The 26204-nt window shown below is 64.9% G+C and carries 27 protein-coding genes; 17 read left to right on the top strand and 10 right to left on the bottom strand.

Features of this window, described 5'->3' with window-relative positions:
- Nucleotides 1-55 precede the first annotated feature (55 nt).
- Complete coding sequence (locus D3876_RS12560) at nt 56-1120, top strand: alpha/beta fold hydrolase (protein WP_420801960.1); 1065 nt, start codon at nt 56-58, stop codon at nt 1118-1120.
- Between the two features lie 170 nt (nt 1121-1290).
- Here D3876_RS12560 and D3876_RS12555 read toward each other — a convergent pair whose 3' ends face one another.
- Nucleotides 1291-1740, bottom strand: coding sequence for a nuclear transport factor 2 family protein (locus D3876_RS12555; RefSeq protein WP_119762645.1), 450 nt, complete (start codon nt 1738-1740; stop codon nt 1291-1293).
- Nucleotides 1741-2186: 446 nt separating this feature from the next.
- Between D3876_RS12555 and D3876_RS12550 the strand changes: the two genes are divergently transcribed.
- The 6 genes from D3876_RS12550 (at nt 2187) to lexA (ending at nt 7059) form a co-directional block, all read left to right on the top strand.
- A complete protein-coding gene (locus D3876_RS12550; RefSeq protein WP_119762643.1) occupies nt 2187-2780 on the top strand; it encodes an anthranilate synthase component II in 594 nt (197 codons plus the stop codon).
- A complete protein-coding gene (gene trpD, locus D3876_RS12545; RefSeq protein ID WP_119762641.1) occupies nt 2777-3775 on the top strand; it encodes an anthranilate phosphoribosyltransferase in 999 nt (332 codons plus the stop codon). Before D3876_RS12550 ends, trpD begins: the two co-directional genes overlap by 4 nt.
- 123 nt (nt 3776-3898) lie before the next feature.
- Nucleotides 3899-4687, top strand: coding sequence for an indole-3-glycerol phosphate synthase TrpC (trpC, locus tag D3876_RS12540; RefSeq protein WP_119762639.1), 789 nt, complete (start codon nt 3899-3901; stop codon nt 4685-4687).
- On the top strand, nt 4684-5151 hold the full coding sequence (gene moaC, locus D3876_RS12535) for a cyclic pyranopterin monophosphate synthase MoaC (protein WP_119762637.1): 468 nt from the start codon (nt 4684-4686) through the stop codon (nt 5149-5151). Before trpC ends, moaC begins: the two co-directional genes overlap by 4 nt.
- Entirely contained in the window at nt 5148-6332 is a 1185-nt protein-coding gene (locus tag D3876_RS12530; RefSeq protein ID WP_119762635.1) for a molybdopterin molybdotransferase MoeA, read from the top strand. Before moaC ends, D3876_RS12530 begins: the two co-directional genes overlap by 4 nt.
- A gap of 55 nt (nt 6333-6387) precedes the next feature.
- Nucleotides 6388-7059 (top strand): transcriptional repressor LexA, encoded by a 672-nt coding sequence (gene lexA / locus D3876_RS12525; protein ID WP_119762633.1) that lies wholly within the window; start codon nt 6388-6390, stop codon nt 7057-7059.
- Here the strand turns inward: lexA and D3876_RS12520 are convergent.
- A complete protein-coding gene (locus tag D3876_RS12520) occupies nt 7053-9188 on the bottom strand; it encodes a ComEC/Rec2 family competence protein (RefSeq protein ID WP_119762631.1) in 2136 nt (711 codons plus the stop codon). The genes lexA and D3876_RS12520 overlap by 7 nt on opposite strands.
- Before the next feature lie 67 nt (nt 9189-9255).
- On the opposite strand from D3876_RS12520, the gene gltX reads away from it, so the two are divergent.
- Both gltX and D3876_RS12510 read left to right on the top strand, forming a co-directional pair.
- Nucleotides 9256-10680 carry a glutamate--tRNA ligase gene (gene gltX, locus D3876_RS12515; RefSeq protein ID WP_119762629.1) on the top strand — a complete coding sequence of 475 codons (1425 nt, stop codon included), beginning with the start codon at nt 9256-9258 and terminating at the stop codon, nt 10678-10680.
- A gap of 38 nt (nt 10681-10718) precedes the next feature.
- Nucleotides 10719-12005, top strand: coding sequence for a citrate synthase (locus D3876_RS12510; RefSeq protein ID WP_119762627.1), 1287 nt, complete (start codon nt 10719-10721; stop codon nt 12003-12005).
- Nucleotides 12006-12020: 15 nt separating this feature from the next.
- Here the strand turns inward: D3876_RS12510 and D3876_RS12505 are convergent, their stop codons facing one another.
- Both D3876_RS12505 and D3876_RS12500 read right to left on the bottom strand, forming a co-directional pair.
- Complete coding sequence (locus tag D3876_RS12505; RefSeq protein ID WP_119763819.1) at nt 12021-13376, bottom strand: sensor histidine kinase; 1356 nt, start codon at nt 13374-13376, stop codon at nt 12021-12023.
- Nucleotides 13373-14470, bottom strand: coding sequence for a DUF2336 domain-containing protein (locus D3876_RS12500; protein ID WP_182912002.1), 1098 nt, complete (start codon nt 14468-14470; stop codon nt 13373-13375). Before D3876_RS12500 ends, D3876_RS12505 begins: the two co-directional genes overlap by 4 nt.
- Before the next feature lie 248 nt (nt 14471-14718).
- On the opposite strand from D3876_RS12500, the gene D3876_RS12495 reads away from it, so the two are divergent.
- Nucleotides 14719-14979, top strand: coding sequence for a hypothetical protein (locus D3876_RS12495; protein ID WP_119762623.1), 261 nt, complete (start codon nt 14719-14721; stop codon nt 14977-14979).
- 3 nt (nt 14980-14982) lie between these two features.
- Here the strand turns inward: D3876_RS12495 and D3876_RS12490 are convergent, their stop codons facing one another.
- Together D3876_RS12490 and D3876_RS12485 are read right to left on the bottom strand one after the other, a co-directional pair.
- Complete coding sequence (locus D3876_RS12490) at nt 14983-16164, bottom strand: glycosyltransferase family protein (RefSeq protein WP_119762621.1); 1182 nt, start codon at nt 16162-16164, stop codon at nt 14983-14985.
- Nucleotides 16165-16233: 69 nt separating this feature from the next.
- A complete protein-coding gene (locus tag D3876_RS12485) occupies nt 16234-16533 on the bottom strand; it encodes an Hpt domain-containing protein (RefSeq protein WP_119762619.1) in 300 nt (99 codons plus the stop codon).
- An 82-nt stretch (nt 16534-16615) separates the two neighbouring features.
- Here D3876_RS12485 and D3876_RS12480 point away from each other — a divergent pair, with 82 nt between their 5' ends.
- Complete coding sequence (locus D3876_RS12480) at nt 16616-18922, top strand: hypothetical protein (RefSeq protein ID WP_119762617.1); 2307 nt, start codon at nt 16616-16618, stop codon at nt 18920-18922.
- Between the two features lie 136 nt (nt 18923-19058).
- On the opposite strand, the gene D3876_RS12475 is transcribed toward D3876_RS12480, so the two are convergent.
- The gene (locus D3876_RS12475) at nt 19059-20570 is read right to left on the bottom strand and encodes a replicative DNA helicase (protein WP_119762615.1); all 1512 of its coding nucleotides are present in this window, start codon (nt 20568-20570) and stop codon (nt 19059-19061) included.
- Between the two features lie 162 nt (nt 20571-20732).
- Between D3876_RS12475 and D3876_RS12470 the strand changes: the two genes are divergently transcribed.
- The 4 genes from D3876_RS12470 to dcd are packed head-to-tail and all read left to right on the top strand — an operon-like array spanning nt 20733 to nt 22932.
- Nucleotides 20733-21215: a UPF0262 family protein gene (locus tag D3876_RS12470; RefSeq protein ID WP_119762613.1), complete on the top strand. Its 483-nt coding sequence runs from the start codon at nt 20733-20735 to the stop codon at nt 21213-21215.
- 25 nt (nt 21216-21240) lie between these two features.
- Nucleotides 21241-21915, top strand: a complete 675-nt coding sequence (locus D3876_RS12465; RefSeq protein WP_238475349.1) for a GH25 family lysozyme — start codon at nt 21241-21243, stop codon at nt 21913-21915.
- The gene (locus D3876_RS12460; RefSeq protein ID WP_119762609.1) at nt 21912-22358 is read left to right on the top strand and encodes a cytidine deaminase; all 447 of its coding nucleotides are present in this window, start codon (nt 21912-21914) and stop codon (nt 22356-22358) included. Before D3876_RS12465 ends, D3876_RS12460 begins: the two co-directional genes overlap by 4 nt.
- A gap of 19 nt (nt 22359-22377) precedes the next feature.
- Nucleotides 22378-22932: a dCTP deaminase gene (gene dcd / locus D3876_RS12455; protein WP_119762607.1), complete on the top strand. Its 555-nt coding sequence runs from the start codon at nt 22378-22380 to the stop codon at nt 22930-22932.
- A 149-nt stretch (nt 22933-23081) separates the two neighbouring features.
- On the opposite strand, the gene D3876_RS12450 is transcribed toward dcd, so the two are convergent.
- Entirely contained in the window at nt 23082-23438 is a 357-nt protein-coding gene (locus tag D3876_RS12450) for a tetratricopeptide repeat protein (RefSeq protein ID WP_182912001.1), read from the bottom strand.
- Nucleotides 23439-23631: 193 nt separating this feature from the next.
- Between D3876_RS12450 and D3876_RS21250 the strand changes: the two genes are divergently transcribed.
- Nucleotides 23632-24111 (top strand): DoxX family protein, encoded by a 480-nt coding sequence (locus D3876_RS21250; RefSeq protein ID WP_119762603.1) that lies wholly within the window; start codon nt 23632-23634, stop codon nt 24109-24111.
- Between the two features lie 70 nt (nt 24112-24181).
- A complete protein-coding gene (locus D3876_RS12440) occupies nt 24182-24622 on the top strand; it encodes a DoxX family protein (protein ID WP_119762601.1) in 441 nt (146 codons plus the stop codon).
- Nucleotides 24623-24763: 141 nt separating this feature from the next.
- Here D3876_RS12440 and D3876_RS12435 read toward each other — a convergent pair whose 3' ends face one another.
- Nucleotides 24764-25285, bottom strand: a complete 522-nt coding sequence (locus tag D3876_RS12435; protein WP_119762599.1) for a hypothetical protein — start codon at nt 25283-25285, stop codon at nt 24764-24766.
- A 1-nt stretch (nt 25286) separates the two neighbouring features.
- A complete protein-coding gene (locus D3876_RS12430; RefSeq protein ID WP_119762597.1) occupies nt 25287-26129 on the bottom strand; it encodes an HpcH/HpaI aldolase/citrate lyase family protein in 843 nt (280 codons plus the stop codon).
- Between the last annotated feature and the right edge of the window lie 75 nt (nt 26130-26204).

Here is a 26204-nt window from a genome sequence, read left to right as displayed (position 1 = left end):
CGAACGGAATATGGCGCCATTGCAGCGCTCCCGAACCGCCGCTAGCCTCCCACCCATGCACATGATCTCCCGAGCAATTTCCGCCCTCCTCCTCGCAGCGGCCCTCCCGGCTACCGCTCAGACGCTTCCTACCAAAGAAGCCGACGCGGTCCTCAAAAACTTCACCTTCCGCTCGGGTGAAAAGCTCGGCGAACTCCGCATCCACTACACCACGCTCGGCACGCCGCATCGGGGTGCCAAGGGCGAGATCGACAATGCGGTGATGGTGCTCCACGGCACCGGCGGCAGCGGCAAGCAATTCCTGTCGCCCCAATTCGCGGGCGAGCTCTACGGCCCCGGCCAGCCGCTCGACATCACGCGCTATTACGTCATCCTGCCCGACAATATCGGCCATGGTGCCTCGTCAAAGCCCAGCGACGGCATGAAGATGGCATTCCCCAAATATGACTATGACGACATGGTCGAGGCGCAGCGCCGCATGCTCGGCGAAGGGCTCAAGGTCACCAAACTCAAGCTCATCCTCGGCACCTCGATGGGCTGCATGCACGCCTTTGTCTGGGGTCAGGCGCATCCCGGTTTCGCCGAACGCCTCGCCCCCTTCGCCTGCCTCCCCGTGGAGATCGCGGGCATGAACCGCATGTGGCGCAAGATGGCGATCGACGGGATCAAGGCCGATCCGACATGGAACGGCGGCAACTATACGGCGCAGCCGCCGATGGGCCTGCGCACCGCCGCCGATCTGCTCATCCTCGCCGGCGCCAACCCGCTCGCGCTCCAGCAGCAATTTCCGACACGAGCCCAGGCCGAGGCCAATCTCGAAGCCAGTTTCGACCGCACGATCAAGGCCCGCGACGCCAACGACCTGATCTACCAGCTCGACGCCTCGCGCACCTACAATCCCTGGCCCGGGCTCGAAAAGATCACCGCGCCCATGCTCTGGATCAACTCCGCCGACGATTTCATCAACCCGCCCGGCTACGGCATCACCGAGGCCGCGACAAAGCGCCTGAAGAGCGTCCGCTTCATCCTGATTCCCGCCACGGCGGAAACCAAGGGCCACGGCACCCACACCTGGGCGAAGTTCTGGAAGGACGATCTTGCGAAGCTGATGGCGGAGTAATCGGACGCCCAGTTCCTCCCCGGTACGGGGAGGGGGACCACGCGAAGCGTGGTGGAGGGGCTGGCGCGCAACCTGACTTCAGCGCAGCCCCTCCGTCAGCCCTTCGGGCTGCCACCTCCCCGTACCGGGGAGGAACTAGGTGGCGACGGGTCGATAGCAGAGACCCGCTCCTACCGCCCCACCTCATAAGCCGACACATGGTTGAGCGCGATCACCCAGCGGCCGTTCACCTTGCGGAACAATCGCGTGTTGATCCCCTCCATCGGCTTTTCAGGGCGATCCAGCCGGTAATGCCCGATGAGTTGCGCGGCATCGGGTGCCAGCAGCTCGATCTTCATGTCGTAAAAGGTCAGCGTGCCCCGCGTCGCGTCCGACGCGCCATAGTTGCGGATATAATCGTCGAGTGCGCCCTGCCACCCGTCCTTGATCCGCCCGCCCGAGACGAAGATCACATCGGGGTTCTTGAACCCCGCCATGTAGCCGCGAAAATCGCCGCGGTTCCACGCGGCCTGCATCTCGGCAACCGTCTTCAATATCTCGACGCGCGCCTGCTCGGTCTCGGCCTGTGACGGCGGGTGCGCGCTCGCGGGCGGGGCGAAGAGCAATATCGGCGCCAGCATCGCCAAAACATATCGGAACCACGGCTTTCGGCGATCGCTGACCGCCCCCCGCCCCGTTCGGGCTGAGCCTGTCGAAGCCTTTTCCTTCCTTCTTGCCTTTGCTCGCTTTGCCTCTCCGCACGAAACTGGTGTCGCGCGCAGACCCGCCGAGAAAAGAAGTGAAGGCTTCGACAGGCTCAGCCCGAACGGTTTGACGTTATCTGCCTTTACCCGGACCATCGCATTCCTCCGTCACGCCCCGCAGCATCCGGCCTGTCCTACACGCCCCGTTCCTGTCACGTTCCGGCGGAGCCGATTCGGCCCCGGAAAACGCAAGGAGCGAATCAACATGCGCGTTTGTGAGAAAAATGCGAAGCTAAGTGAAGTTAGGCGTCCACAGCCGCGCTTGGGATGCGCATAGAAGCTAATGCTTTCCCCCCGCTCCCTCAGCCGATAGAGCCCCGCGCATGATACTGGTCATCGACAATTACGACAGCTTCACCTGGAACCTCGTCCATTATCTGATGGAGCTGGGCGCCGAGGTGAACGTCGTGCGCAACGACGCGATCTCGGCGGGCCAGGCGCTGTCCTCGGGCGCGGAGGCCTTCCTGATCTCGCCCGGCCCGTGCACCCCCAATGAAGCCGGAATTTCCCTCGATCTCGTCGCTGCCTGCGAACGCGCGGGCAAGCCGCTGCTCGGCGTGTGCCTTGGTCATCAGTCGATCGGCCAGCATTTCGGCGGGAAGGTGATCCGCGCGGGCGAGCTGATGCACGGCAAGACCTCGCCCGTCACGCATGACGGCACGGGGTTGTTCGCGGGCCTCCCCTCGCCCTTCACCGCGACGCGCTATCACTCGCTGATCGTGCCTGAGGAAGGGATGCCCGAGACCCTGATCGTCAATGCGCGCGCCCCTGACGGCACGGTCATGGGCTTTCGGCATGAAAGCCTTCCGATCCACGGCGTCCAGTTCCACCCTGAAAGCATCGCGACCGAGCATGGTCATGCGATGCTCGCCAATTTCATGCGGCTCGCCGGCCTGAAGGTGAAAGAGCTGGCATGACGACGCTCGCGCGACTTCCCGACGCCTCGCGCCCGCTCGAACATGAGACCGCGCATGCGGCGTTCGAGGACATGCTCGACGGCAGGGCGAGCGATGAGGACGTCCGGCATTTTTTGACCGTCATGGCGGAACGCGACGAGACCAGCGTCGAGATCGCCGCCGCCGCACGCGCGATGCGAGCGCGGATGATCGTGGTGGAAGCGCCCGAAGGCGCGATCGACGTCTGCGGCACGGGCGGCGATGGCAGCCACAGCGTCAACGTTTCGACCGCGGTCGCGATCGTCGTCGCGGCATGCGGCGTGCCCGTCGCCAAGCACGGCAACCGCGCCGCTTCGAGCAAGGCGGGTTCATCCGACACACTCGAGGCATTGGGGCTCGATCTCGACCGCGCCTCCGCGACTGCGGAGCGCAGCCTTGCCGATATCGGCATCGGTTTTCTGTTCGCGCAGAAGCACCATCCCGCGCTTGGCCGGCTCGCGCCGATCCGCAAGAGCATCGGGCGGCGGACGGTGTTCAACCTGACCGGCCCGATGTGCAATCCCGCGCGCGTGACGCGCCAGCTCATGGGCGTAGCGCGTCCCGATTTCCTTCCCGTCGTTGCGGGTGCGATCGACCTTCTCGGGACCGAGTCGACGATGCTCGTCTCGGGCGACGAACCGCTCGACGAACTCTCGATCGGCGGGCCGAGCACGATCATTCGCGTCGGCGCGTCCGGTGCGGGCACGATGCGGATCACGCCCGAGGATGTCGGCCTTGAACGTCATCCACTCGAAGCACTTCAGGGTGGCGACGCGACCTTCAACGCCGCCGCTCTGCGCGCGATGCTGAAAGGTGCGCCAGGCGCGTATCGCGACGCGGTCCTGCTCAACGCCGCTGCCGCGCTGATGGTCGCGGGTCGCGTCGAAAGTTGGGAAGAAGGCGTGGAAGAAGCGCGCGAGGTGCTCGACAACGGCCTCGCAAACACGCTGCTTGATTGCTGGATTGCGTACAGATGAAGCCCGATACCCTTTCCGACGTCATCCCAGCGAAAGCTGGGATCCAGACGATATTTGCGAAGCTCGGTGCCGTGTCAGTCATCGCATGGATCCCAGCTTTCGCTGGGATGACGAAGGTGGTTCATGGATAAGCTGCAAGAAATCTGCGCCACCAAGCGCGAGGAGGTCGCCCGTCGCAAGGGCGTCACCACGCTCGCCGAGCTGGAGGCGCGCGCGCGCGAACAGTCCGCGCCACGTGGCTTCCGTGCCGCACTCGACGCCAAGGCAAAGACCGGCCACGCGCTCATCGCCGAGGTCAAGAAGGCGAGCCCCTCCAAGGGCCTGATCCGTCCCGATTTCGATCCGCCCGCGCATGCCGCCGCCTATGAGCGCGCGGGTGCGGCGTGCCTGTCGGTGCTCACCGACACCCCCTATTTCCAGGGACATGACGATTATCTGGTGGCCGCGCGCGCAGCGGTGTCGATCCCCGTGCTGCGCAAGGACTTCATGGTCGATCACTGGCAGGTTGCCGAAGCGCGCGCACTGGGCGCCGACGCGATCCTGATCATCGCGGCCGCGTTGGACGATGCGCAAATGGCCGAGATCGAAGCCGAGGCGATCCGCTTCGGGATGGACGCGCTGGTCGAGGTGCACGACGCCGACGAACTCGATCGCGCGCTGAAGCTCAACTCGCGGCTGATTGGCGTGAACAATCGCGATCTCAGGGACTTCACGGTCGATTTTGCTCGAACCTATGAACTTGTCGGGCGCGCACCCAAGGGTTGCACCTTCGTCGCCGAAAGTGGCCTCCGCAACAGCGCCGACCTCGACGCGATGGCAGAGCACGGCGTCAAATGCTTCCTCGTCGGCGAGGCGCTGATGCGCCAGAGCGATGTCGAACAGGCGACGCGCGAGCTATTGGGCGTCGCATGAGCAGGCTGACACATCTCGACGAGGCGGGCGCCGCCCGGATGGTCGATGTGTCGGGCAAGGCCGTGACCGCGCGCGAGGCGGTCGCGACTGGGCGGATCACCATGTCCGCTGAGGCCGCCGCCGCGATCCGAGACGGGCTCGTCAAGAAGGGCGATGTCCTCGCGGTCGCGCGGATCGCGGGGATCATGGCCGCCAAGAAGACGAGCGAGCTGATCCCGCTTTGCCACCCCCTACCCCTGTCATCTGTCGAGATCGAACTTGTTCCCGATGATAGCGGCGTCACCGCGACCGCGACCGCGCGGACGACGGGGCAAACCGGCGTCGAGATGGAGGCGCTCACCGCCACATCGGTCGCGCTGCTGACGGTCTACGACATGGCCAAGGCGCTCGATCGCGGCATGGAGATTGGCGGCGTCCGACTGCTCGCCAAATCGGGCGGCAAATCGGGCGACTGGCGCGCATGAGCCTGCTGCCCGTCGCTGAGGCACAGGCGCGGCTGCTGGCGCTGGCCGATCCCGTTTCGATCGAAACGGTTACGCTTGCCGACGCCGCCGGACGCTGGGCCGCGCAGGATGTGCCGGCGCTCAGGGATCAGCCTTTCGCCGATCTTTCGGCGATGGACGGCTACGCGATCCGTTTCGCCGATCTGCCCGGGCCATGGCTCGTCGTGGGCGAAAGCGCTGCGGGGAGCGGGTTCGAGGGCGTTGCGGGTGCGCATGAGGCCGTCCGCATCTTCACCGGCGCCCCGCTGCCGGCGGGCACCGACACGATCGTCATCCAGGAAGAGGTCGAGCGCGACGGCGCCACATTGACGCTGACCGGCGACGGCCCTGCGGCCATTGGCCAGCATGTCCGGCGGGCGGGCAGCGATTTCGCGCGCGGTGACCGGCTGATCGCTGCGGGCGACCGGCTGACACCTGCCCGGATCGGGCTTGCCGCGATCGGGGGCCATGGCGCACTGACGGTTCGGCGACGCGTGAAGGTGGCGTTGATATCGACAGGCGACGAACTCGTTCCGCCCGGTGCGCCGGTACTAGGCGCGCAACTCCCATCTTCCAACGCCGTAACGCTGCGGGCGCTGCTCGCAGACCTGCCTGTCGAGGTCATCGACGGCGGAATCATTCCCGATCGGATCGATGCTCTCGCCGCCGCATTCGACGCCGTGCGCGATGCCGACGTGATCGTCACGACAGGCGGCGCATCTGTGGGTGACCACGATCTCGTCCGCCCAGCGCTTGAGGCAGCGGGCGCCGTGCTCGATTTCTGGAAGATCGCGATGAAGCCCGGCAAGCCGCTGATGGCGGGCAGGCTTGGCTCGGCGGTTACGCTCGGGCTGCCCGGCAACCCGGTTTCGGCATTCGCTACCGCCATATTGTTTCTGAAGCCGCTGGTCGCGCATCTTTGCGGCGCGACCGCCCCGCTACCCGTGACGCATCGTGCTACGCTGGCTAGCGACCTCCCCAAAACCGCAGGCCGTGCCGAATATGTCCGTGGAATCTGGGACGCCGGCGTCGTCCGCCCCGCCGCAAGCCAGGACAGCGCCGCGATGGTAGCGCTGGCTTCTGCCAATGCCCTGATCCAGCGCCCGCCCAACGCCGCGGCCGCGCACGCAGGCGAAATCGTCGAGATACTGCCAATCACTTGACGTGGACTCTTTTGTTTCCTACACGTTCTCCGTTCGTTCCTTTGGGAGTGCGGTGATGCTGACGCGCAAGCAACATGAGCTTATCTGTTTCATCAGCGACCGGCTGGCCGAGACCGGCGTTTCCCCGTCTTTCGAGGAAATGAAGGAAGCGCTTGATCTCAAATCGAAGTCGGGCGTGCACCGGCTGATCAGCGCGCTCGAAGAGCGCGGTTTCATCCGCCGCTTGCCCAATCGTGCGCGCGCACTCGAGATACTCAAGCTGCCCGAACGCGCCGATGCAAAGCCTGCCGTCAAGGCGCCCCCCGCCACGCCCTCAATTCCGGCACAGATCCCGATCGCGGCGAACGATGTTCTCGAGATCCCGTTGCATGGCCGCATTGCGGCGGGCATGCCGATCGAGGCGCTGGAGGGCCAGAACATGCTCTCGGTTCCCGCCGCGCTGCTCGGCTCGGGCGAGCACTATGCGCTGGAGGTGTCGGGCGATTCGATGGTCGAGGCGGGGATTCTCGACGGCGATTACGCGCTCATTCGGCGCACCGACGTCGCGCGCGATGGCGAAATCGTCGTCGCGCTCGTCGAGGAAAGCGAGGCCACGCTCAAATATTTCCGCCGCGAGGGCGCGATGGTCCGGCTCGATCCGGCCAATCGCGCCTATGACCCGCAGCGCTACAGCCCCGACCAGATCCGCATTCAGGGCCGCCTTGCGGGATTGCTGCGCCGTTACTGACGCCGGTCGCCGCGATATGACTGTCGCGGCGGCGCCTCGGGCCGGGGTGGATTGAGCCACGGATGATCGCCGGGCGATCGCACGCTCTGGACGTGCTGCGCCCCAAGATGGATCGCGAGTCCGCCGGTTTCGGCCAGAAGCATGCGATCGGCCTTTAGCCAACGCGGCTGGCAGCCATCGGGAAGGCGTCTCTCACTGACGACGATATCGGCGTTCGCGCACGCGTCGCGCAGCGTTTCCCACGGGACCATATAATTGCTCCGCGTCGCAAGCAGCCGCCAGCGCCGCGCGCCGCGGATAATCTCGGCGGTGCAGGCATCACGGGTGCAGCGCGCGCCAGACAGGCCGTCGAGTTCGGTGAGTTCGCCGTCGAAACCCGCACTTTCCGCGAGCGCATCGCGAATATACTCACCCGCGCGCGGCCGCAGCAGCGCGTAACCGCCCCGGCCGTCGGCCAGCGCCAGATGCCTGCCGTCATTGCTCACCAACAGATCAGGCGGCGGGACCGAGAGCGCCCAGACCATACCGGCAAGAACGGGGATGATGCCCAACCGTCTGATGCGCGTTCGCCAAAGACACAGCCACAGACCACCCGCGACCATGAGCGCAAAGGCGCCTGCGGGCATCACCGGAAGCGCCGCGACCGCGCCGGGCGCATTCGCGACGGCGTGGGCGAGGCCGAGGAGCAGCGCCAGCGCCTTGCCCGTCAGCCACCAGAAGGGTGCGCCGAGCCCCGCCAGATCGAAGACGAGCGCCAACGCCTCCAGCGGCATGATGACGAAGGTCGTGAGCGGTATGGCGACGATGTTCGCCAGCGCGCCATAGGCGCCCGCCTTGTGGAAATGGAAAAGCGCGATCGGCGAAAGCGCGATCTCGACCGCGAGGCCCGTCAGCAGCAGCCCGAGCAACAACCGGCCGAGCCGCATCACTGGTCCCTCGTCGCGGCGCGAGAGCAGGGCGCGGACGCGCGGATGTTCATGCAGCGCGACGAGCGCTGTGACGGCGGCGAAGCTCATCTGGAAGCTCGGTCCTGCGATCGATTCGGGCCAGAGCAGCAATACGAACAGCGCACCCGCCGCGATCAATCGCAGCGTGATCGCCTCGCGCCCCAGCGCGATGCCACCGAGCACGAGCAGCGCGGCGATGCACGAGCGAATCGTGGGCACTTCGGCGCCCGTCAGCAGCGTATAGCCGATCCCGGCCAGCGCCCCGGCGCCTGCGGATATCAGTGGCAGCGGCCAACGCAGCGCAAGCGTGGGGCTGAGCGCCAGCAAGCGCAGCACGATCAGCATCGCCGCGGCGACCACCGCGGTCACGTGCAGTCCACTGATCGAAAGCAGGTGCGCGAGGCCACTGCGCCGCATCGCCTCGGCATCCTCCTCGGCGATCGCACCACGATCCCCCGTCGCAAGCGTTGCCGCAAGTGCGCCTTCTGCGCCGCCGACCGACTCGCGAACATGCCGGGTCAGCCGCTGACGGAAGTCAGCGCCCAAGGCCGGCGGCGCGGGTGTGACGACTACGGGAGCGCCGAGCGCCTTGCCCGTCCCGCCAATTCCCTGAAACCAGGCAAGCCGCGCGAAATCATATGCCCCGGGCACCGCAGCCTCGGGAGGCGGCATGATCCGGGCGCGCAGGTCAATCACGGCGCTGCGCGTGAGGCGGGGCGATGCGTTCGCCTCGTCAATATTCACGCGCACCTTTGGTGGCAGCGTCGGCGTGTCGATCGGAGCGAGCAACAGGCGCACCGCGCCGCGCGCGGGAAGCGGGTCCGCGGCCAGCACTTGCGCGCGAAACTGCGCCATCAGCGGCCGTTCGAGTACGGGGGCGGCAAGGCTTTCCGCGCGCCACCATGTCAGCGCACAGCCCGCCGCGGCCATGACGCCAAACCACAGCAATGCTTTGCCCGCTCGCCGCGACCACCCAATGGCAGCCCCAGCCATTGCGCAGCTCGCCGCCAGCAGTAGCAGGACGATCCAGCCCGTTCGGAGTGGGATCCAGAACCACATCGCGATGCCCATGCCGAGGGCCACCGGAACCCAGAGCGCCAGTTGATCGCGCTCGACCTCCAGCCAGTTTTCCACGCGCGCCGCAACGTCACCCCGCGTGCGCGACCGGGCATTTTGCAGCATCGGAAAACCCGTGCTAGGGGCGTGCCCGGTCGCTCTGGCCATCCTGCATATACTGGAGATCTCGCGCGTGGGCGCAAGCGTCGAAACTCAGCCTGTCGTAACCCGGTTCGCACCGTCGCCGACCGGATTCCTCCATATCGGAGGCGCGCGCACAGCGCTGTTCAACTGGCTTTTCGCACGGCACCATGGCGGCAAGTTCCTTCTTCGCATCGAGGATACCGATCGCGCGCGTTCGACCGACGACGCTATCGAAGCGATTCTCGATGGCATGAAATGGCTGGCGCTCGACTGGGATGATGAGACCGTCTACCAGTTCGCGCGCGCTGCGCGCCACGCGGAGGTGGCCAATGCGCTGCTCGATGCGGGACATGCCTATCGCTGCTATGCCACGCCCGAGGAACTGACCGCGCTGCGCGAACAGCAGCGGGCCGCCAAGCAGCCGATGCGCTACGACGGTCGCTGGCGCGACCGCGATTCTTCGGAAGCGCCCGAGGGCGCGCCCTTCGTCATCCGTCTGAAGGCGCCGCGTGACGGCGAGACGGTGATCGAGGACCGCGTCCAGGGCCGCGTCGTCGTGCAGAACAGCGAACTCGACGACATGATCCTGCTCCGCTCCGACGGAACGCCCACCTATATGCTCGCGGTCGTGGTCGACGATCACGATATGGGCGTGACGCACGTCATCCGCGGCGATGACCATCTGAACAATGCCTTTCGTCAGCTCGGCATCATCCACGCGATGGGCTGGGCCGAACCCGTCTACGCACATATCCCGCTGATCCACGGCGCCGATGGCGCAAAGCTGTCCAAACGCCATGGTGCACTGGGCGTCGATGCGTATCGCGACGAGATGGGCTTGCTGCCCGAAGCGGTGTCCAACTATCTGCTGCGTCTGGGCTGGGGACATGGTGATGACGAGATCATCAGCCGCGAGCAGGCAGTGGAGTGGTTCGATCTGGCCGGTGTCGGTCGCTCGCCTTCGCGTTTCGATCTGAAAAAGCTCGAGAATCTCAACGGCCATTATATCCGCGAAGCCGATGACGCGCGCCTTGCAGACCTGGTTGCGCCGCGCGTCGAGACACGGCTAGGCCGCACGCTCGACACCGAAGCGCGCGCGCTGCTCGCCGCTGCCATGGCTTCGCTCAAGCCGCGCGCGAAGAATCTCGACGAGATCGCGGAGGGTGCGCTTTTCCTTTTCGAAACGCGCCCGCTCACGCTCGACGAAAAGGCCGCAACTCTGCTAGAGGGCGGCGCAGCGACCCTGCTGGCACAAGCGGGCGCGATCTTGGAGACGGTGGCCGACTGGTCCGTACCCGCGCTCGAAGCGGCGTTACGGCAGGTGGCCGAGGATGCGGGAACTGGCTTGGGCAAGGTTGCCCAACCCTTGCGGGCCGCGCTCACCGGGCGCTCGACCTCGCCGGGAATATTCGACGTGCTGGTGCTTCTCGGCAAAGAGGAGTCGCTGGCGCGCATCGCAGAACGGGCGGCGTGAGCCGACCGGGACGGAGCTTGAACAGGAAGGAAGTGAATATGGCCGAAGCACAAGCGAAACTGGCGCTGGGCGACAAGAATGTGGAAATGCCCGTGCTCAAGGGCACGGTTGGTCCCGACGTCATCGATATTCGCAAGCTTTACGGCCAGACCGGCGCCTTTACCTATGATCCCGGCTTCACCTCGACCGCGAGCTGCGAATCGGGACTGACCTATATCGACGGCGATCAGGGCGTTCTGCTTCACCGCGGCTATCCCATCGACCAGCTTGCCGAACAGTCGAGCTTCATGGAGGTGGCCTATCTCCTCCTGAACGGCGAGCTGCCGACCAAGGCCGAACTGGAAAAGTTCGACAGCACGATCACGCGCCACACCATGCTGCACGAGCAGCTCGCCACCTTCTATCGCGGCTTCCGTCGCGATGCGCACCCGATGGCGATCATGTGCGGCGTCGTCGGCGCACTTTCAGCCTTCTATCACGATTCGACCGACATCACCGATCCGCGCCAGCGCATGATCGCGAGCCATAGGCTGATCGCGAAGATGCCAACGATCGCGGCGATGGCTTATAAATATTCGGTCGGCCAGCCCTTCCTCTATCCCGACAATTCGCTGAGCTACACCGGCAACTTCCTGCGCATGACCTTCGGCGTTCCGGCCGAGAATTATGTCGTCGACCCCGTTGTCGAAGACGCGATGGACAAGATCTTCATCCTCCATGCAGATCACGAGCAGAACGCCTCGACCTCGACCGTGCGTCTTGCAGGCTCGTCGGGCGCAAATCCATTCGCGTGCATCGCGGCGGGTATCGCTTGCCTTTGGGGCCCCGCGCATGGAGGTGCGAACGAGGCCGCGCTCAACATGCTGCGCGAAATCGGCACCGTGGATCGCATCCCTGAATATATCGCACGTGCGAAAAACAAGGACGATCCGTTCCGCCTGATGGGCTTCGGTCACCGCGTCTACAAGAACTACGACCCGCGCGCGAAGGTCATGCAGAAGACCGCGAACGAGGTGCTCGACAAGCTTGGCGTTACCGATCCGATCTTCGACGTCGCGCGTGAGCTTGAGCAGATCGCGCTCAAGGACGACTATTTCGTCTCGAAGAAGCTCTATCCGAATGTCGACTTCTATTCGGGCGTGATCCTCTCGGCGATCGGTTTCCCGACCACGATGTTCACCGTGCTCTTCGCGCTTGCCCGCACCACGGGCTGGGTCGCGCAGTGGAACGAGATGATCTCGGATCCCGAGCAGAAGATCGGTCGTCCGCGCCAGCTCTACACGGGTCCGGCACAGCGCGACTATGTCGCGGTCGACAGGCGTTGATCGGCCGGGCGCTGATCAGGCTGAAAGCAGAATGAGCGTGAACCGCGCGCCCTGACCGGGCGCGCTGTCCACGACGACATCGCCGCCCATCGCGCGCGCCAGCCTGCGCGCGATGTAGAGGCCAAGTCCGCTGCCGCCGGGCTCATCCTGATCGATGCGCTCGAATTTCTCGAAAATCCGCTCGTGCTCGTCGGGGTCGATGCCCTTGCCCTGATCGGCGACGACGATTCTGACGCGTCCGTCCTCGTCCTCGCCACGGATCCACACCATCGATCCCTCGGGCGAGTAGCGCACGGCATTGCCCACCAGATTGACCAGAATCTGGAGCACGCGGCGGAATTCACCGCGCGCGATCAGCCGTTCATCCGAAGCTGGCTTGTCGATCCTCACGCCGCGATCGGCGGCGCGCACCGCGAGCAGCCCCGCAGCGCGGCGCGCGATATCGGCAATGTCGATTTCGTCCATTGCAAGCTGGAAATCGGGGCGCTCGATCGCCTGAAGATCGACCAGGTCATCGACGAGCGCGAGCAGGTGCCGTCCGGCAGTGGCAATATCGGTCGCGTAATCGGAATAGTCGCGACGCAGCGGCCCGTCGCTCTGCGCGCGGATGCTTTCGGCATTGGCAATGATCCTCGCAAGCGGCTCCCGCAGCGCCTTGTCGAGTCGCTCGCCGAATGCATCGGGCACCCCAATGGCATCGTCGTCATGCGCCAGTCGCGCAGGCACGTTGAGCCAGCTCGCGCTGCCGCGAAAGCCACGGAAACGGCCGACGCCGTCGAGCAGCGGCACCGCGGCAAGCCTGACGCGCCCCGAAATGCCGCGCATCTCTGCGACCTGATCCTCGAAACGCGTCTTGGCGGCGAGCGCCTCCAGCAATGGCAAGGTGCCCTGGTCGGTTTCGACCAGCTTGAGCAGCTTGGTGAGCGGCTGACCGATGACGGTGCTTGCCGCGCCGCCGATCGCGGCCTCGGCAGACGCGGACAACGCCACGATCCGCAAATTCTCGTCGGCTTCCCAGAGCCAGTCCGCGCTTGCACGCAGAAAATCGGTCTCCCGATCAATCTCGCTTGTCTCGTCGGGCGCATGAGCCAGACGGCGACTCCAGCCGCCGACAGTAAGGCGGACCTCATTGCCTTCGGGTTGCGCCCGCACCCACAGATCTACATCGCTCTCGCCATCGGCAGCGATGATCGCGCGCGAGATCAGGATGCCCAGCCGCTGCGCAAGCCGTGCGAGCGTCGCGATCTGGGGCACCGCGAGGACCCCGCCCTCCTCGCCACCGGCGCGCAAATGCAGGTCGCGGAGCGCCGGATCGGCTTCGACGAGCCTGCCCTGTCGGTCCACGCGGCCATGCGCGGTGAGCGCGGTCATGGCACCCATCCGCTGCCCCGCTCGGCGAGCCGCGTTGCAAGCGCAGCGATGGCGTTGCGATAGCCGCAGTCGATCTGCCAGGGGCGGATCGCTTCCATCGCCTGGGCCGGCGCAAGGGTGTCATAGGCATTCATCGCGTCGGAGAATCCCGCATCCCCCGGGCCCATCGCAAGCAAAATCGCAGCCGCGGTCTCGCGTTCGACGTCGAGCGCCTTCATTAACAGGATCAGGCGATCGCCATGGGGGGGCAGGATCATGTCGCGCGCTGCCTCGAAATCGAGTCCCGCACGCGATGCGAGGATCGCAATCAGCAGCGCCAGTCGCCCCTCGACGCACGCGGCCCTGAGCACCTGATCGTCGAGCCAGCCCCGTTCGCCGAGCAAGCGGGCAAGATGCATCGCCGCGGATTCGAGCGTTTCGCCTTCGTCATGGCTGGACAGGATCGTCGACGCGACGTCCATCAGCGCGGTGTCGACATGTGCCGGATCCGCACCGTGCAGCCGGGTCATATAGTCGCGCAGAGCGGCTGCGACCCACCAGACCAGCCGATAGTGAAGATCTGCGGGCAAATCCGAGCGCGGCAGAATTTCATCCTCGAAAACATAATAACGGCGGCTCTCGGCGATGAGCAGCGACATCGCCGCCGCGGACAGCGCGGGATCCGCATCGGCAAGCAGCGCCTCGATCAGTGTGCTCACCTCGCCATTGGCGGCGGCATTGCGACGCAGATCGTCGGCAACACGCTGTTCCTCGACGCGTGCGAGCAGCAGCGAAACAAGTTCGACGTCATGGAGTGCCCGCGCGCGTTCCAGCACGGGCATGGCGATCGCCACGCGCGCGCTGCCGAGCGCTGCGAGCAGTTCAGGCGCAAAGCGCGCCGCATGTTCGGATACAAGCCGCTGGCGGACATCGCCTTCGACCGCGGCCACCAGGCGCGCGATGAAGCGACGCACGGTGACGCGCTGATAGTCGCTGAGGCGCATGGTATCGGGCAGGAAGAGATCGACAAGCGACGCCAGCCGCCGGCGATTGCCGTGCGCCGCCCGCGCTGCTTCGGCCAGCAGCCGTTCGGCGCCGATCGGCTCGCGCGCCATTCTGTCACCGTCCTCTGCGAACATGGCATCGGCGATACGCGACTATAGTTAAATTGCTCTTAGCGCCGTTTCGCCCGGTTTCGCGCGCCCCTCGCCGTTCGTCCGCACGTCGAACTCAAATGACAGTTCGTCGAAACGCGCGTCCGGGTGGCGGCTTACTGTATTATACAACTGACACGCCTCGTCGAAGACGGGGTGAGTACCGAGCGTAGCCCGGTGAGCCAACGATACTCGAAAGGGAATCACTGATGAAGAATTCCACCGCATTCATTCGCGCCGCCGTCATCGGGGCATCGATCGCCGCCTCATCGGTCCCGGCCTTTGCCGCTGACACCAAGGATTCGGAAAAGGCGCAGCTCACGCTCGATAAGAAGACCGGCAAATATTGCTACAAGGCCTCACTTACCGGATCGCGCATGCAGAAGAGCATTTGCCGCACACGCGAGCAATGGGTCGAGGAAGGCGTCAAGCTGCCCGAAGCTTCCGGCAGCGAACTCGCGAAGAAATAGGCCTCAGGCCTTTTCGGCCGCGGGGAAACTCCCATCACGGAGACGACGGGCGAGCAGGCGTTGACCGAAGAGAAGCGCACCAAATGCGGTGAGCGCGGTCGCAGCGAGCCCGCCCGTCGGATAGCCGAAAAAAGCGAAGGGTAGATACAGGCCGGCAAGCGCGGGCGCGTTCATGTAAGCGCGGCCGATCAGCCGGTCCTGCCCCGATACCGCGCCCATCAATGCGATGGTGGTCAGCGCCAGTGCCCACACACCCCAGCCCGCACCGTCCTTTGCCAACCGCCACGCAAGCACGCCTGCGGCAATCGCGAAAACGACATCGCGGCCCAACCGCCATAGCCGGTTCCACTTGGCGGCACGCAGCGCCACTCCGTCCATTCGGCGCGGGATTGCCGCGATCGGGCCGGACAGAGCCAAGGCCAACGTGCCGGAGGCGATCCATCCATTGGCAAAGGCGGGCAGTGCCAGCGCCGCCATCGCGATCGAGCCGGTGCGGAGCCATAAGGGTTTGATGTTGCGGCCCAGGAGGAATGCGGTGATCGCCTCGGAGAGCGATCCAGGCAGGAAATCATTGCCCTTGCCGCTCAGCAGCAGCGTCTCGGCCTGACGGCCCTCATCGGCGCGATCGACGAGCCACACCGATCCCGCCCCCGCCTCGACGCGTTTCGCCTCGGCCTGGACGACACGGCGGAGCAGCGTCGACTGAAGATCCCAGTCGCCCAGCATCGCGGCGGTGCGGCGCAGCGTGGCACCATCAACCATCGCAATCCCCGCCCAGCGCGCACCCGCGTCGATGCGCTCGAAACGCAGCGTCTCGCTGGCATCGGGGACCGTGAAGATGCTGGGCGCATTCGCCTTGCCCGCCTTGTCGATCACCTCTTGCCGGGCAATGATGCCGTCGCCGATGAGCAGCAACCTTTCCTCGGGATGGATGCGATCGGCGGCGTCGGAAACGCTGCGCGCAAGTTCGACTGCGATGCCGTCGCGGCGCAGGCGATCGACGGCGCCGACCAGCGCCGAGGGCACGCGCTCGACGAGCACGACGACATGCCGCGCACCCGCAGCGGCGGCCTGCCGCACCTGATATTCGATCAGCGTCTGGCCGAGAAAGGGCAACGCAGCGCGCAGGCCGCGATTGTCATCCTCGCGGTCCGAACAGCCGACTATCAGACTGGCGAGCGCCACGTACGTCCCTCAACCCCCAAAAATCCTTGAAGGTCGATAGGCTTTCCGCGCCCCTGTGCAAAGGGGGGTTCAGCAGTCGAAAGAGGCCAGCGCAGCGTCAATGCGACGGAATACGGCGGGATCGCCGGGCACCGAGCAGGATGCCTGCTCGGCGGCGTCCATGAGGCGGACCGCACCAAAGCTTGCCGCGATCCCCTTCAGGCGCCACGCCGCCGCGCGCCAGTTGGCGTCGCAGCGCGCGCGCGACAAAAGGTCTCGCTGCCGCTCCGCGCTCTCCAGAAATGCGCGCCGCAACTCCGCGATGAGCGACGGATCGTTACCAACCGCGGCAGCAAGCGCCGTATCCAATGCTCCAGGATCATATGCCATTCCGTGCGATATATCCGATGAGCCTTAAAGAGCGGTTTCCACGAAGTGTTCCTTGGCCGCGAATTCATGATAAACATACACCATGACAGGGGGATCACGGATCATCGACATCCGGCGCAGAGCGACGGGAACCGGGGCTGAAGCTGGCAGCGACGAGCTGTCACCGGAGGCTGAAGCACAGGTCGCTGAGGCCGTGTGGTATCCCGAGGAGGTCGAAGAGTTTTCACCGGGACGCGATCGCGCCGTCGCCGCATTCTGCCTCGTGCTGGCGCTTGGCTGGACCAGCTTCGCGCTGTGGATGTTCTGGCAAACGCTCGGCGGGCGCCTCCCCGCGCCTGCCGATATTGCCGCGCTCGTCGCGAGTCTCAGCGCCCCGCTCGCGCTGATCGGGGTCGTCTATCTCCTGCTCATGCGCACGAGCCAGCGCGAGGCGCGGCGCTTCGCCGCCACCGCCGCCACGCTCAGGTCGGAATCGCAGTGGGTCGAATCAGTGCTTCGCTCGGTCACCCAGCGGATCGACGAGAACCGGGAGTTGCTCGCCCAGCAGTCGCAGCAGCTCATGGGCATCGGCGAGGAAGCCGCGGCGCGCATGAAGGTCGTCAGCGACGCGATGCATGGCGAGGTCGAATCGCTCGGTCGCCAGGCCAATGCTCTCAAGACCGCGGCGACCGCGGCGCGCGCTGACATGACCGTATTGCTCGCCGACCTTCCCAAGGCGCAGGTCCAGACGCGGCGCATGGCCGAGGATCTTCGCGAGGCTGGCCTCAAGGCGCACGAGAATGCCGGCGCTCTCGAAGCGCAGCTTTCGTCGCTCACGCTACGCGGGCGTGAGGCCGACGAGGTCGCGGGTGGCGCGGCGCAGCGGCTTGCGGCGCACCTCGCGCGGATGGAGAGCACCAGCGATGCAGCGGGCGCGCGGCTCGAATTAGCAGCAGGACAGATGACCGATTCGGTCGACGCCGCACTGTCGCGCGCGGCCGACGCGGTCGACGAGGCACGCAAGGGCATGGAAGCGCAGAGCGCCGCGATGCTCGCGATGGTCGAGCAATCGCACGCCGCGCTCGGGCAGACGGGCGAGGAAGCCGCACGCGCGCTGACCACACGCGTCACCGACATCAACACGAAGATCGAGCAGCTCGGACAGTTGCTCGCAACGCACGAGGCGGTGTCGCGCGAGATGGTGACGACGCTGCAGACCGCATTTGCCGAGGCCGAGCAGCGTCTCGTCAGCCTCGACGAGACTGGAAGCGAGCGTACGGGCAGGCTGTCGGATGCGATCAGTCATCTTCAGGGTCATGCCGAACGGATGACCGAGGTATTGCGGCGCGGCGGATCGGTCGCCGACACGCTGATCCAGAAATCCGAGTCGCTGCTGACCGCGCTCGACGCCAACGCGCGCGAGCTCGACGAGACGCTGCCCGGCGCGCTCGATCGGCTCGATACCAAGGTCAGCGCCAGCAAGACGCTGCTCATCTCGGTCGTCCCCGAGGCCGAGAAGCTCGAGATGACAACGCTGAGCGCGTACAATCGTCTGACCGAAGCGGAAACGGTGCTCGTCAAGCAACGCAAGGCGATCGACAAGCTGGTCGCCGACATGGACCGCCAGATCGCGGACAAGCAGAAATCGGTCGAGGAGCTCGGCAAGGCGATCGGGTTCGCGGGTGACGAGGCTACCCGTTTCGCCGAATCGGCTGGCCCTCAGCTCGTCGAGTCGCTCGTTCGCGTGCGCGAGACCGCGGTTCAGGCGTCCGAACGCGCACGCGAGACGCTTGCGTCGATCGTGCCTGAAACGAGCGCCGCGCTCGGCCGCGCGAGCGAGGAAGCGATGCGCGAGACGATCACCGCGAAGGTTGAGGCGCAGATGGCCGAGATCGCCGCGGCCGCCGCGCGCGCGATGGAGGCCGCGAACAAGGCGTCCGAGCGTTTGATGAGCCAGATGCTCACGATCGCCGACACCACATCCAATGTGGAAGCGCGGATCGAACAGGCACGGACAGAAGCCGAAGAGGCCAATCGCGACACCTTGTCGAGAAAGGTCGCGCTGCTGATCGAATCGCTGAACTCGACCGCGATCGATGTCGCCAAGATCCTCTCCAACGACGTCACCGACACCGCTTGGGCGGCCTATCTCAAGGGCGATCGCGGCGTGTTCACCCGGCGTGCGGTCAGGCTGCTCGACGCGGGCGAGGTCCGCGAGATCGCGCGTCACTATGACGAAGACGTCGAATTCCGCGAGCAGGTAAACCGCTACATCCACGATTTCGAGGCGATGCTGCGCAACATATTGGCCACGCGCGACGGATCACCGCTGGGCGTTACGATCCTGTCCTCCGACATGGGCAAGCTCTACGTCGCGCTGGCCCAGGCAATCGAGCGACTGCGAAGCTAAAGTCCCGTACGTTAAACTAGCATCAGTGCTCCTGCGAAGGCAGGAGCCCATGTCGGCAGGCACACCGTCGCTTCGACGATAGGCTCCGGGTCAAAGCCCGGAGCACGGATATGATCAAATTTAGCCCGCGGCGCCGCTAGTTATACTGCTCGGGCAAGCGGTTATCGTCGATATAATCGCCGAAGCGCGTGATCTTGGCGTCGAAGCGCATCTTGATCGAACCCGTGGCGCCGTGGCGCTGCTTGGCGATGATGAGCTGGGCAAGACCGCTGATCTTGAAATCCTCCTGAAGCCAGGCGTTCCAGGCGTCATGTTCCTGGGCGGTCGAGTTGGCATTGGGCTCGGACGGCTTCTTGAACGAGTGGTAATAATCCTCGCGGTAGACGAACCACACCATGTCCGCGTCCTGCTCGATCGAGCCCGATTCACGAAGGTCGGAAAGCTGCGGGCGCTTGTCCTCGCGCGATTCAACCGCACGGCTGAGCTGCGAGAGCGCGATCACGGGAACGTTGAGTTCCTTCGCCAATGTCTTGAGGCCCCGGCTGATCTCCGAGATTTCCTGTACGCGGTTGCCGTCGCTCGACTTGCCCGAACCCTGGAGGAGCTGGAGATAGTCGATGACGATGAAGCCGATATCGTGGCGGCGCTTCAACCGGCGCGCACGCGTGCGCAGCGCGGCGATGGTGAGGCCCGGCGTGTCATCGATATAGAGCGGCAGATTCTCAAGCTCGCCTGATGCGCGGGCGAGATTACGGAAATCCTGCTGGCTGATCTTGCCCATGCGGAGGCTTTCGCCGCTGATTCCCGACTGTTCCGACAGGATACGCGTCGCGAGCTGGTCGGCCGCCATTTCGAGGCTGAAAAAGGCGACCTTCGCGCCGACGCTCTTCTTGGGATCGATGCCGTCTTCCATGTCGCGCTGCCAGCGGCTCGCTGCATTGAAGGCGATATTGGTCGCGAGCGAAGTCTTGCCCATGCCGGGACGTCCGGCGAGGATGATCAAATCGGAGTGGTGAAGGCCACCGATGCGTGAGTTGAGCGTGGTCAGCCCGGTCGTGACGCCGGACAGCCCGCCCCCGGCATTGAGCGCCTTTTCCGCCATTTCAACTGCGACGCGGCTGGCCTGCAGGAAGCTCTTGACCGAGCCCGTCTCGCCGCCCTCTTCGGCGACGCGGTAGAGCGCAACCTCGGCGTCCTCGATCTGCTTCTTCGGATTGACCTCGTCCGAAGTGTCCATCGCCTTGGTGACGAGCTCGCGCCCCACCCCGATCAGCGCGCGGAGCATCGCAAGCTCGTAGATCTGCTCGGCAAAGTCGCGCGCGGCGATGAGCGCGGCGCCGCTGCCTGTCAGGCGGGCGAGATAGGCGGGCCCGCCCAGATCCTTCATCGCTTCGTCGCCCTCGAACATGGGCCGTAGCGTGACGGGGCTCGCGATCATGTTCTTGGTCACCAGCTTCAGGATCGCGTCGTAGATGCGACCGTGAACGGGCTCGTAGAAATGCTCGGAGCGCAGCTTCTGCATGACGTCTTCGGCGACGCGATTGTCGAGCATCATCGCGCCAAGAAGCGCCGCCTCCGCCTCGATATTCTGGGGGAGTTCGGGCTGCTCGCCATCACTGGCGGTAATGAGTCGGATCGGATCGGCCATGGCTCTGCTTCTCGCGCACACGGGGACCGGGCTCAACCCGGAGCAACTTGTGTATGTTTAGCCCCGACGCCTGTGGAAAAACTGTGGATAACCAATAGCACAGGATTGCGGCCGTGGCGAAGCAGTTGAGGCGCGCACGCTTCCCGGATACAGGCCGTAGCAATGGCGGACCCGCGCATCATCGATATCGAGCTGGACCAGGCGACGATCATCTGGCGCAGCGCCGATGTGGAGCAGGAACGCCGGATCGCCATCTTTGACATATTGGAGGGCAACCACTTCGCGCCGCAGCGCGAGCACGCGGACGGCTACGCGGGGCCTTATGCGATCAGGCTGCGCGTCGAGGAGGGCAGGCTCGCCATCGACATCGGCCGCGCAGACAAGGCGCCGCTGGAATCGATCATCCTTGGGCTCGGACGCTTCCGGCGGCCGATAAAGGACTATTTCGCGATCTGTGACAGCTATTTTCAGGCAATCCGCCAGTCAACGCCGCAGCAGATCGAGACGGTGGACATGGCCCGGCGCGCCATTCACAATGACGCCGCGTCGCTGCTGGTCGAGCGGCTCGAGGGGAAGATCGACCTGGATTTCGACACCGCGCGGCGGCTCTTCACGCTGATCTGCGTATTGCACATCAAGGGGTAAGACGGGGGACATGGGGCGAAGGACGGTGAAGAGGCAGCTCGCGCTGCTGAGCGCGACTGTGCTTGCGCTGTGCGGGCTGGCCGGGGCGGCCTGGGGCTATGCGCGCGGCTGGCATCCGGAAACTGAGCAATTTCCTATCCAGGGAGTCAGTGTCTCGGCGGCGCAGGGAGCCATCCATTGGCCGACGCTCAAGGCCGAGGGTGCCGACATCGCCTATGTTCAGGCGACCGCTGGCGCGCAGCGCGACCCCATGTTCGAAACGAACTGGGCGGAGAGCCGTTCTGCAGAGCTCCGTCGGGGAGCCTGGCACGGCTACAATCTGTGCCGCGACGCCGCCGAGCAGGCCACCGCGTTCATCGCGACGGTGCCACGCGAAGCTAAGGCGCTTCCGCCTGCCATTGTGCTGCAATTCGAGGAAAACTGCGCGATGCGTCCGTCGCAGGCGCATGTGCAGAAACAGGTCGCCACGCTGGTCGGCATGATCGAGGCGCATAGCGGCAAGCACGCCATTCTGCGCGTCGAGGACGACTTCGAAGACGCATATGCGATTGGAGCCGTGATCCAGCGGACGCAATGGCGCGCGCGCAATTTCATCGCTCCTGATCAGGAAGATTCGCCGTGGGTGATGTGGCGCGCATCCGATTTCCGTCGTATCGACGGCGTCGAAGGGCCCGTCGAATGGAATGTGGTGCGCGAATGACCAATAGGGAAAAACTTATCGACGCCGCGCGCGCCGCTGCATCATTCGCGCACGCGCCCTATTCGAAATTCGGTGTCGGCGCGGCCCTCTTGCTCGATGACGGCACATTGGTGACTGGCGCCAATTTCGAAAATGCAAGCTATGGCCTGTCGCTGTGCGCCGAGACCGTGGCGCTTGCCAAGGCAAACAGCGAAGGCAAGCTGAGACACGTGACCGAGATCGGCGTTATCGGCGGCATGCTCGGCGCGAACGGCGCCATCACCGGCGGCGACGCGGTTCGCCCCTGCGGCCGTTGCCGCCAGATCCTCAACGAGGCGGTGCAACTTGGCGGACGCGACATTCTCGTCCATTGTTCGTCGGCCGACGGTCATGCCCTGGAAACGCACCGGCTTTCGGACCTCCTCCCCCACGCCTTCGGCCCCGCCGATCTCGGCGTCGACTAACCCCACTGACGGAGCAAAAATGTCCATCCTTTCCGACAAGTGGATCCGCGAACAGGCGCAGGCGACGGGCATGATCGAGCCCTTTGTCGAAAGCCAGCGCCGTGACGGCTGCATCAGCTATGGCCTCAGTTCCTATGGCTATGACGCGCGTGTTGCTGACGAATTCAAGATCTTCACCAATGTCGATTCAGCGGTTGTCGATCCCAAGGATTTCGCGGCGAACAGCTTTGTCGATCGCAAGACCGACGTCTGCATCATCCCGCCCAACTCGTTCGCGCTCGCGCGCACCGTCGAATACTTCCGCGTGCCGCGCGACGTGCTCGTCATCTGCCTTGGCAAATCAACCTATGCGCGCTGCGGAATCATCGTGAACGTCACGCCGCTGGAGCCCGGCTGGGAAGGGCATGTGACGCTCGAATTCTCAAACACCACGCCGCTGCCCGCGAAGATCTACGCCAATGAGGGCGCGTGCCAGTTCCTGTTCCTCAAGGGCAATGAGCCCTGCGAGACCAGCTATGCCGACCGCGCGGGGAAATATATGGGCCAGCGCGGCGTGACGTTGCCCCGGCTGTAATTGCGTTCAGCGCGTCTGCCGGTATCACCCACGTGCAGCGCGCCAAAACACGATCATAAAGACGGGATGTCGGGCGTACCCCGGTGGCTACGGCCCGGAGCTAACAGACCGGAACCCGGGGTACCGCCCTCCCCTCCCTGAATACGCTATTAGCGTGCGGCGTATCCATTGGGCCGGTCCATCGCTTTTAGCGCGATGGCATGGCTCGACGCGGGTCGGCCGTCGCCCAGCGCCATCAGCACATCGGGCTGGGCCAGTACCTCATTATACAGCGTCACGGCTTCGGTTGCACGTCCGGTTTTCTTATAGACATAGGCGAGATTGAGCAGCACCGAGGGCTCATTGGGCTCCTTGGCGCGCTGCGCATCAAGCCGCGTTTCCGCTGCCTTCAGATCCTTTGCTGCGATCTGATCGAAGCCATAGCGATTGGGCTCGCCAGCGGCATTCGCCGCGCCCGAAAGCGCCAGAAGAACGACCACGGAGAAGCCGGCTGCGACATTCTTCATCATCTCTCCAAACTCCCGTCTGTGTCGCTTCAGTGACGACTGTGTTTCAGTTTTATGACAATTGAATGTCATGTTCGTGAAACAGCCGCAAATGAAAAGAATGCAACGTGAATCCCGTCAAATGAGCGAGGATGGCACCATGGCGCACGTCGCGCGTTCCTGAATTGGGCGAAGCCGCCAGGAGAGGATCGACATGAGCATAATCAGTAGCTTGTTCGCGCTGATAGGTCGGATATTGCTTTCTGCCATCTTCATCATCAGCGGCATCGGCAAGATGACCGACATTTCCGGCACGGCTGCGTATATGGCAACAGCCGGGCTGCCAACGAACCTCGCTTGGCCGGTTGCCATTTTCGAGCTCGTGGCCGGCCTCGCGATTCTGCTGGGCATATTCGCGCGCCTGGCGGCGCTGTTGCTTGCGATTTTCTGCCTGCTCGCGGCGTTGATGTTTCATAATGATTTCGCCGATCCGATGCAGGCGGCGCATTTCTGGAAGAATGTGGGTCTGGCGGGAGGCTTCTTCAGCTTGTTTGCCTATGGCACGCTCGCCCATAGCTTCGACGCATGGCGGGCGCGCCGCAGAACGGTGGTAGTTGAGCGTGAGCCCGGTACGACGCCTGTGGAACCGGATCGCCGGCCGTGGTCGTGGCGGTGGCGAAACCGCCGCGTGTAACGCCACATTCGTTGACGCCGCGCGCGGATAGGCGCAACCTCTCCATACCTCGTTAGAAGGGAGAGGAATCATGACTACGATCAATGGGCTAACCACGCTGATCGGACGCATCCTCCTGTCGGCGATCTTCATCTTCAGTGGATGGGGCAAGATCGTCGATATCGCGGAAACGAGCGCCACGATCGGCCGATCGGGCTTGCCCGAGGCGCTTGCCTGGCCGGTGGCCTTTTTCGAGCTGATCGGTGGACTGTTCATTCTGGCGGGCGTGTTCACGCGCGCGACCGCGATACTGTTCGCCGGATTCTGCCTGATCACGGCGCTGATGTTCCACACGAACTTCGCCGAGCCGGTGCAGCTCGTGATGTTCCTGAAGAATGTGGCGATTGCAGGCGGCTTCCTGGTGCTCGCATCGGACCCGGCCAATCCGTACAGCATGGATCATTTCTGGGCGGGCAAGGCGCAGACCGAACTCGACGTTCCCCCCGGGACGGCCTCCACCAGCGAAGGCTGACCCGTCCGACTGCGGCGCGAAGCCGCTCCGGGCGCGCTCCCGCATCGACGCGGGAGACGCGCACGGCGCGATATCGATGCAAACAGATCGCCGCGCTTTTCGACAGCAGAGAACGACTTATGGGCCAGCGACCGGCCTGGATCAGTGCCAGCTCTCGCGCGCCACCCAACCTGCGAGCTTGCGCCTCAGGCTGGCGATCACGAGCAGAATGTGGAGCACGTAGATGGCGAGGAACCCGGCGATCCATGCAATCACGGGGGTCGCGGGGAAAAAGGCCAGATACACTGTCGCCAGCAACACCGCGTAGAAGATCAGGATTACGCGCATGTTGAGCGTGAAGCGCAGCCCCCGATAACCCGGCGGAAGCAGCACGACATTCCCACCTTCACTGTCCAGCGGCTGCGCCTCCGCGTGAAGCCGCTCGACCCTGCCGCGATCGACATAGTTGAAGGCATCGCGCCGCCCAAAGCGCGTATAGCCCTCGCCGCGCGAAAAGCCGAAGGCGTCGGGCGAACGCCAGTCGAGCTGATAATGCGCAGCAAAGCCGCGCGCGATCCGCTCGAACCGATCGCCATCGGCGGCAGGCCAGGGCATTTCATAGGCAAGCGTACCGTCGACCAGCCGCCGCCAGTCAATATCGATCCCTCCGCGCATCTCGCTCATGTCAGCGGCTCGCGATCGCTGCGGCGACTGCGATGAGCCGCTCGGCCTCCGCCAGATGGAGCCGTTCCGCCATCCCGCCTTCCACCCGGATCGCGCCCTTGCCCGCATTGGCCGGGTCGGCAAAGGCTGCAACCACGGCGCGGGCGTGCGCGAGCGCCTCTGGCGAGGGGGAGAAGGCCGCATTGCATGCCTCGATCTGCGCGGGGTGGATCAGCGTCTTCCCATCGAAGCCGAATTCGACGCCCTGCGCGCAGGCGGCACCCACAACCTGCGGATCCTCGATCGCGTTGCAGACCCCATCGAGCACCGCAATCCCGGCGCTGCGGGCAGCGGCGACGGTCATTGCCAGCGCCGGGTGAAAAGCGGTGCGTTCAGGCGTCAGCGGTGCGCGCATTTCCTTGGCGAGATCGTTGGTGCCCATGACGAGGCACTCAGGACCCGCTGCCGCAATCTGATCAAGTCGGAAAAGTGACGCGCATGTCTCGATCATCACCCACAGCGGAACCTGGGAAAGGCGGCTGCGATAGGCCGCGACATCATCGGCGCTGCTGACCTTGGGCGCCAGAACGGCATCCGCGCCTGCGTTCGCGACCGCGGCGAGATCGTCGGATCCCCACGGCGTATCAATCGCGTTCACCCGGATGACGAGTTCACGGTCGCCAAATCCGCCTTCGCGGGCTGCGGTCACCGCCTGCGCGCGTGCCTGCGCTTTCATCTCAGGCGCTACCGCATCCTCAAGGTCGAGGATGACGACATCCGCATCCAGCGTGCGCGCCTTTTCGATGGCACGAGCGTTGGAAGCGGGAAGATAGAGCGCGCTACGGCGCGGACGGGCGATTGTCATGCGCGCCAAAAGCCAAAATCTGAGCGCCGGCACAACCCGAAAATGCAGCGCCTGGCCGATAAGGACGGGCGGCGG

Source organism: Sphingomonas cavernae (assembly GCF_003590775.1).
Taxonomy (GTDB): domain Bacteria; phylum Pseudomonadota; class Alphaproteobacteria; order Sphingomonadales; family Sphingomonadaceae; genus Sphingobium_A; species Sphingobium_A cavernae.
The sequence above is the reverse complement of the archived record's forward strand: the minus strand, read 5'-3'. Positions and strand labels throughout refer to the sequence as shown.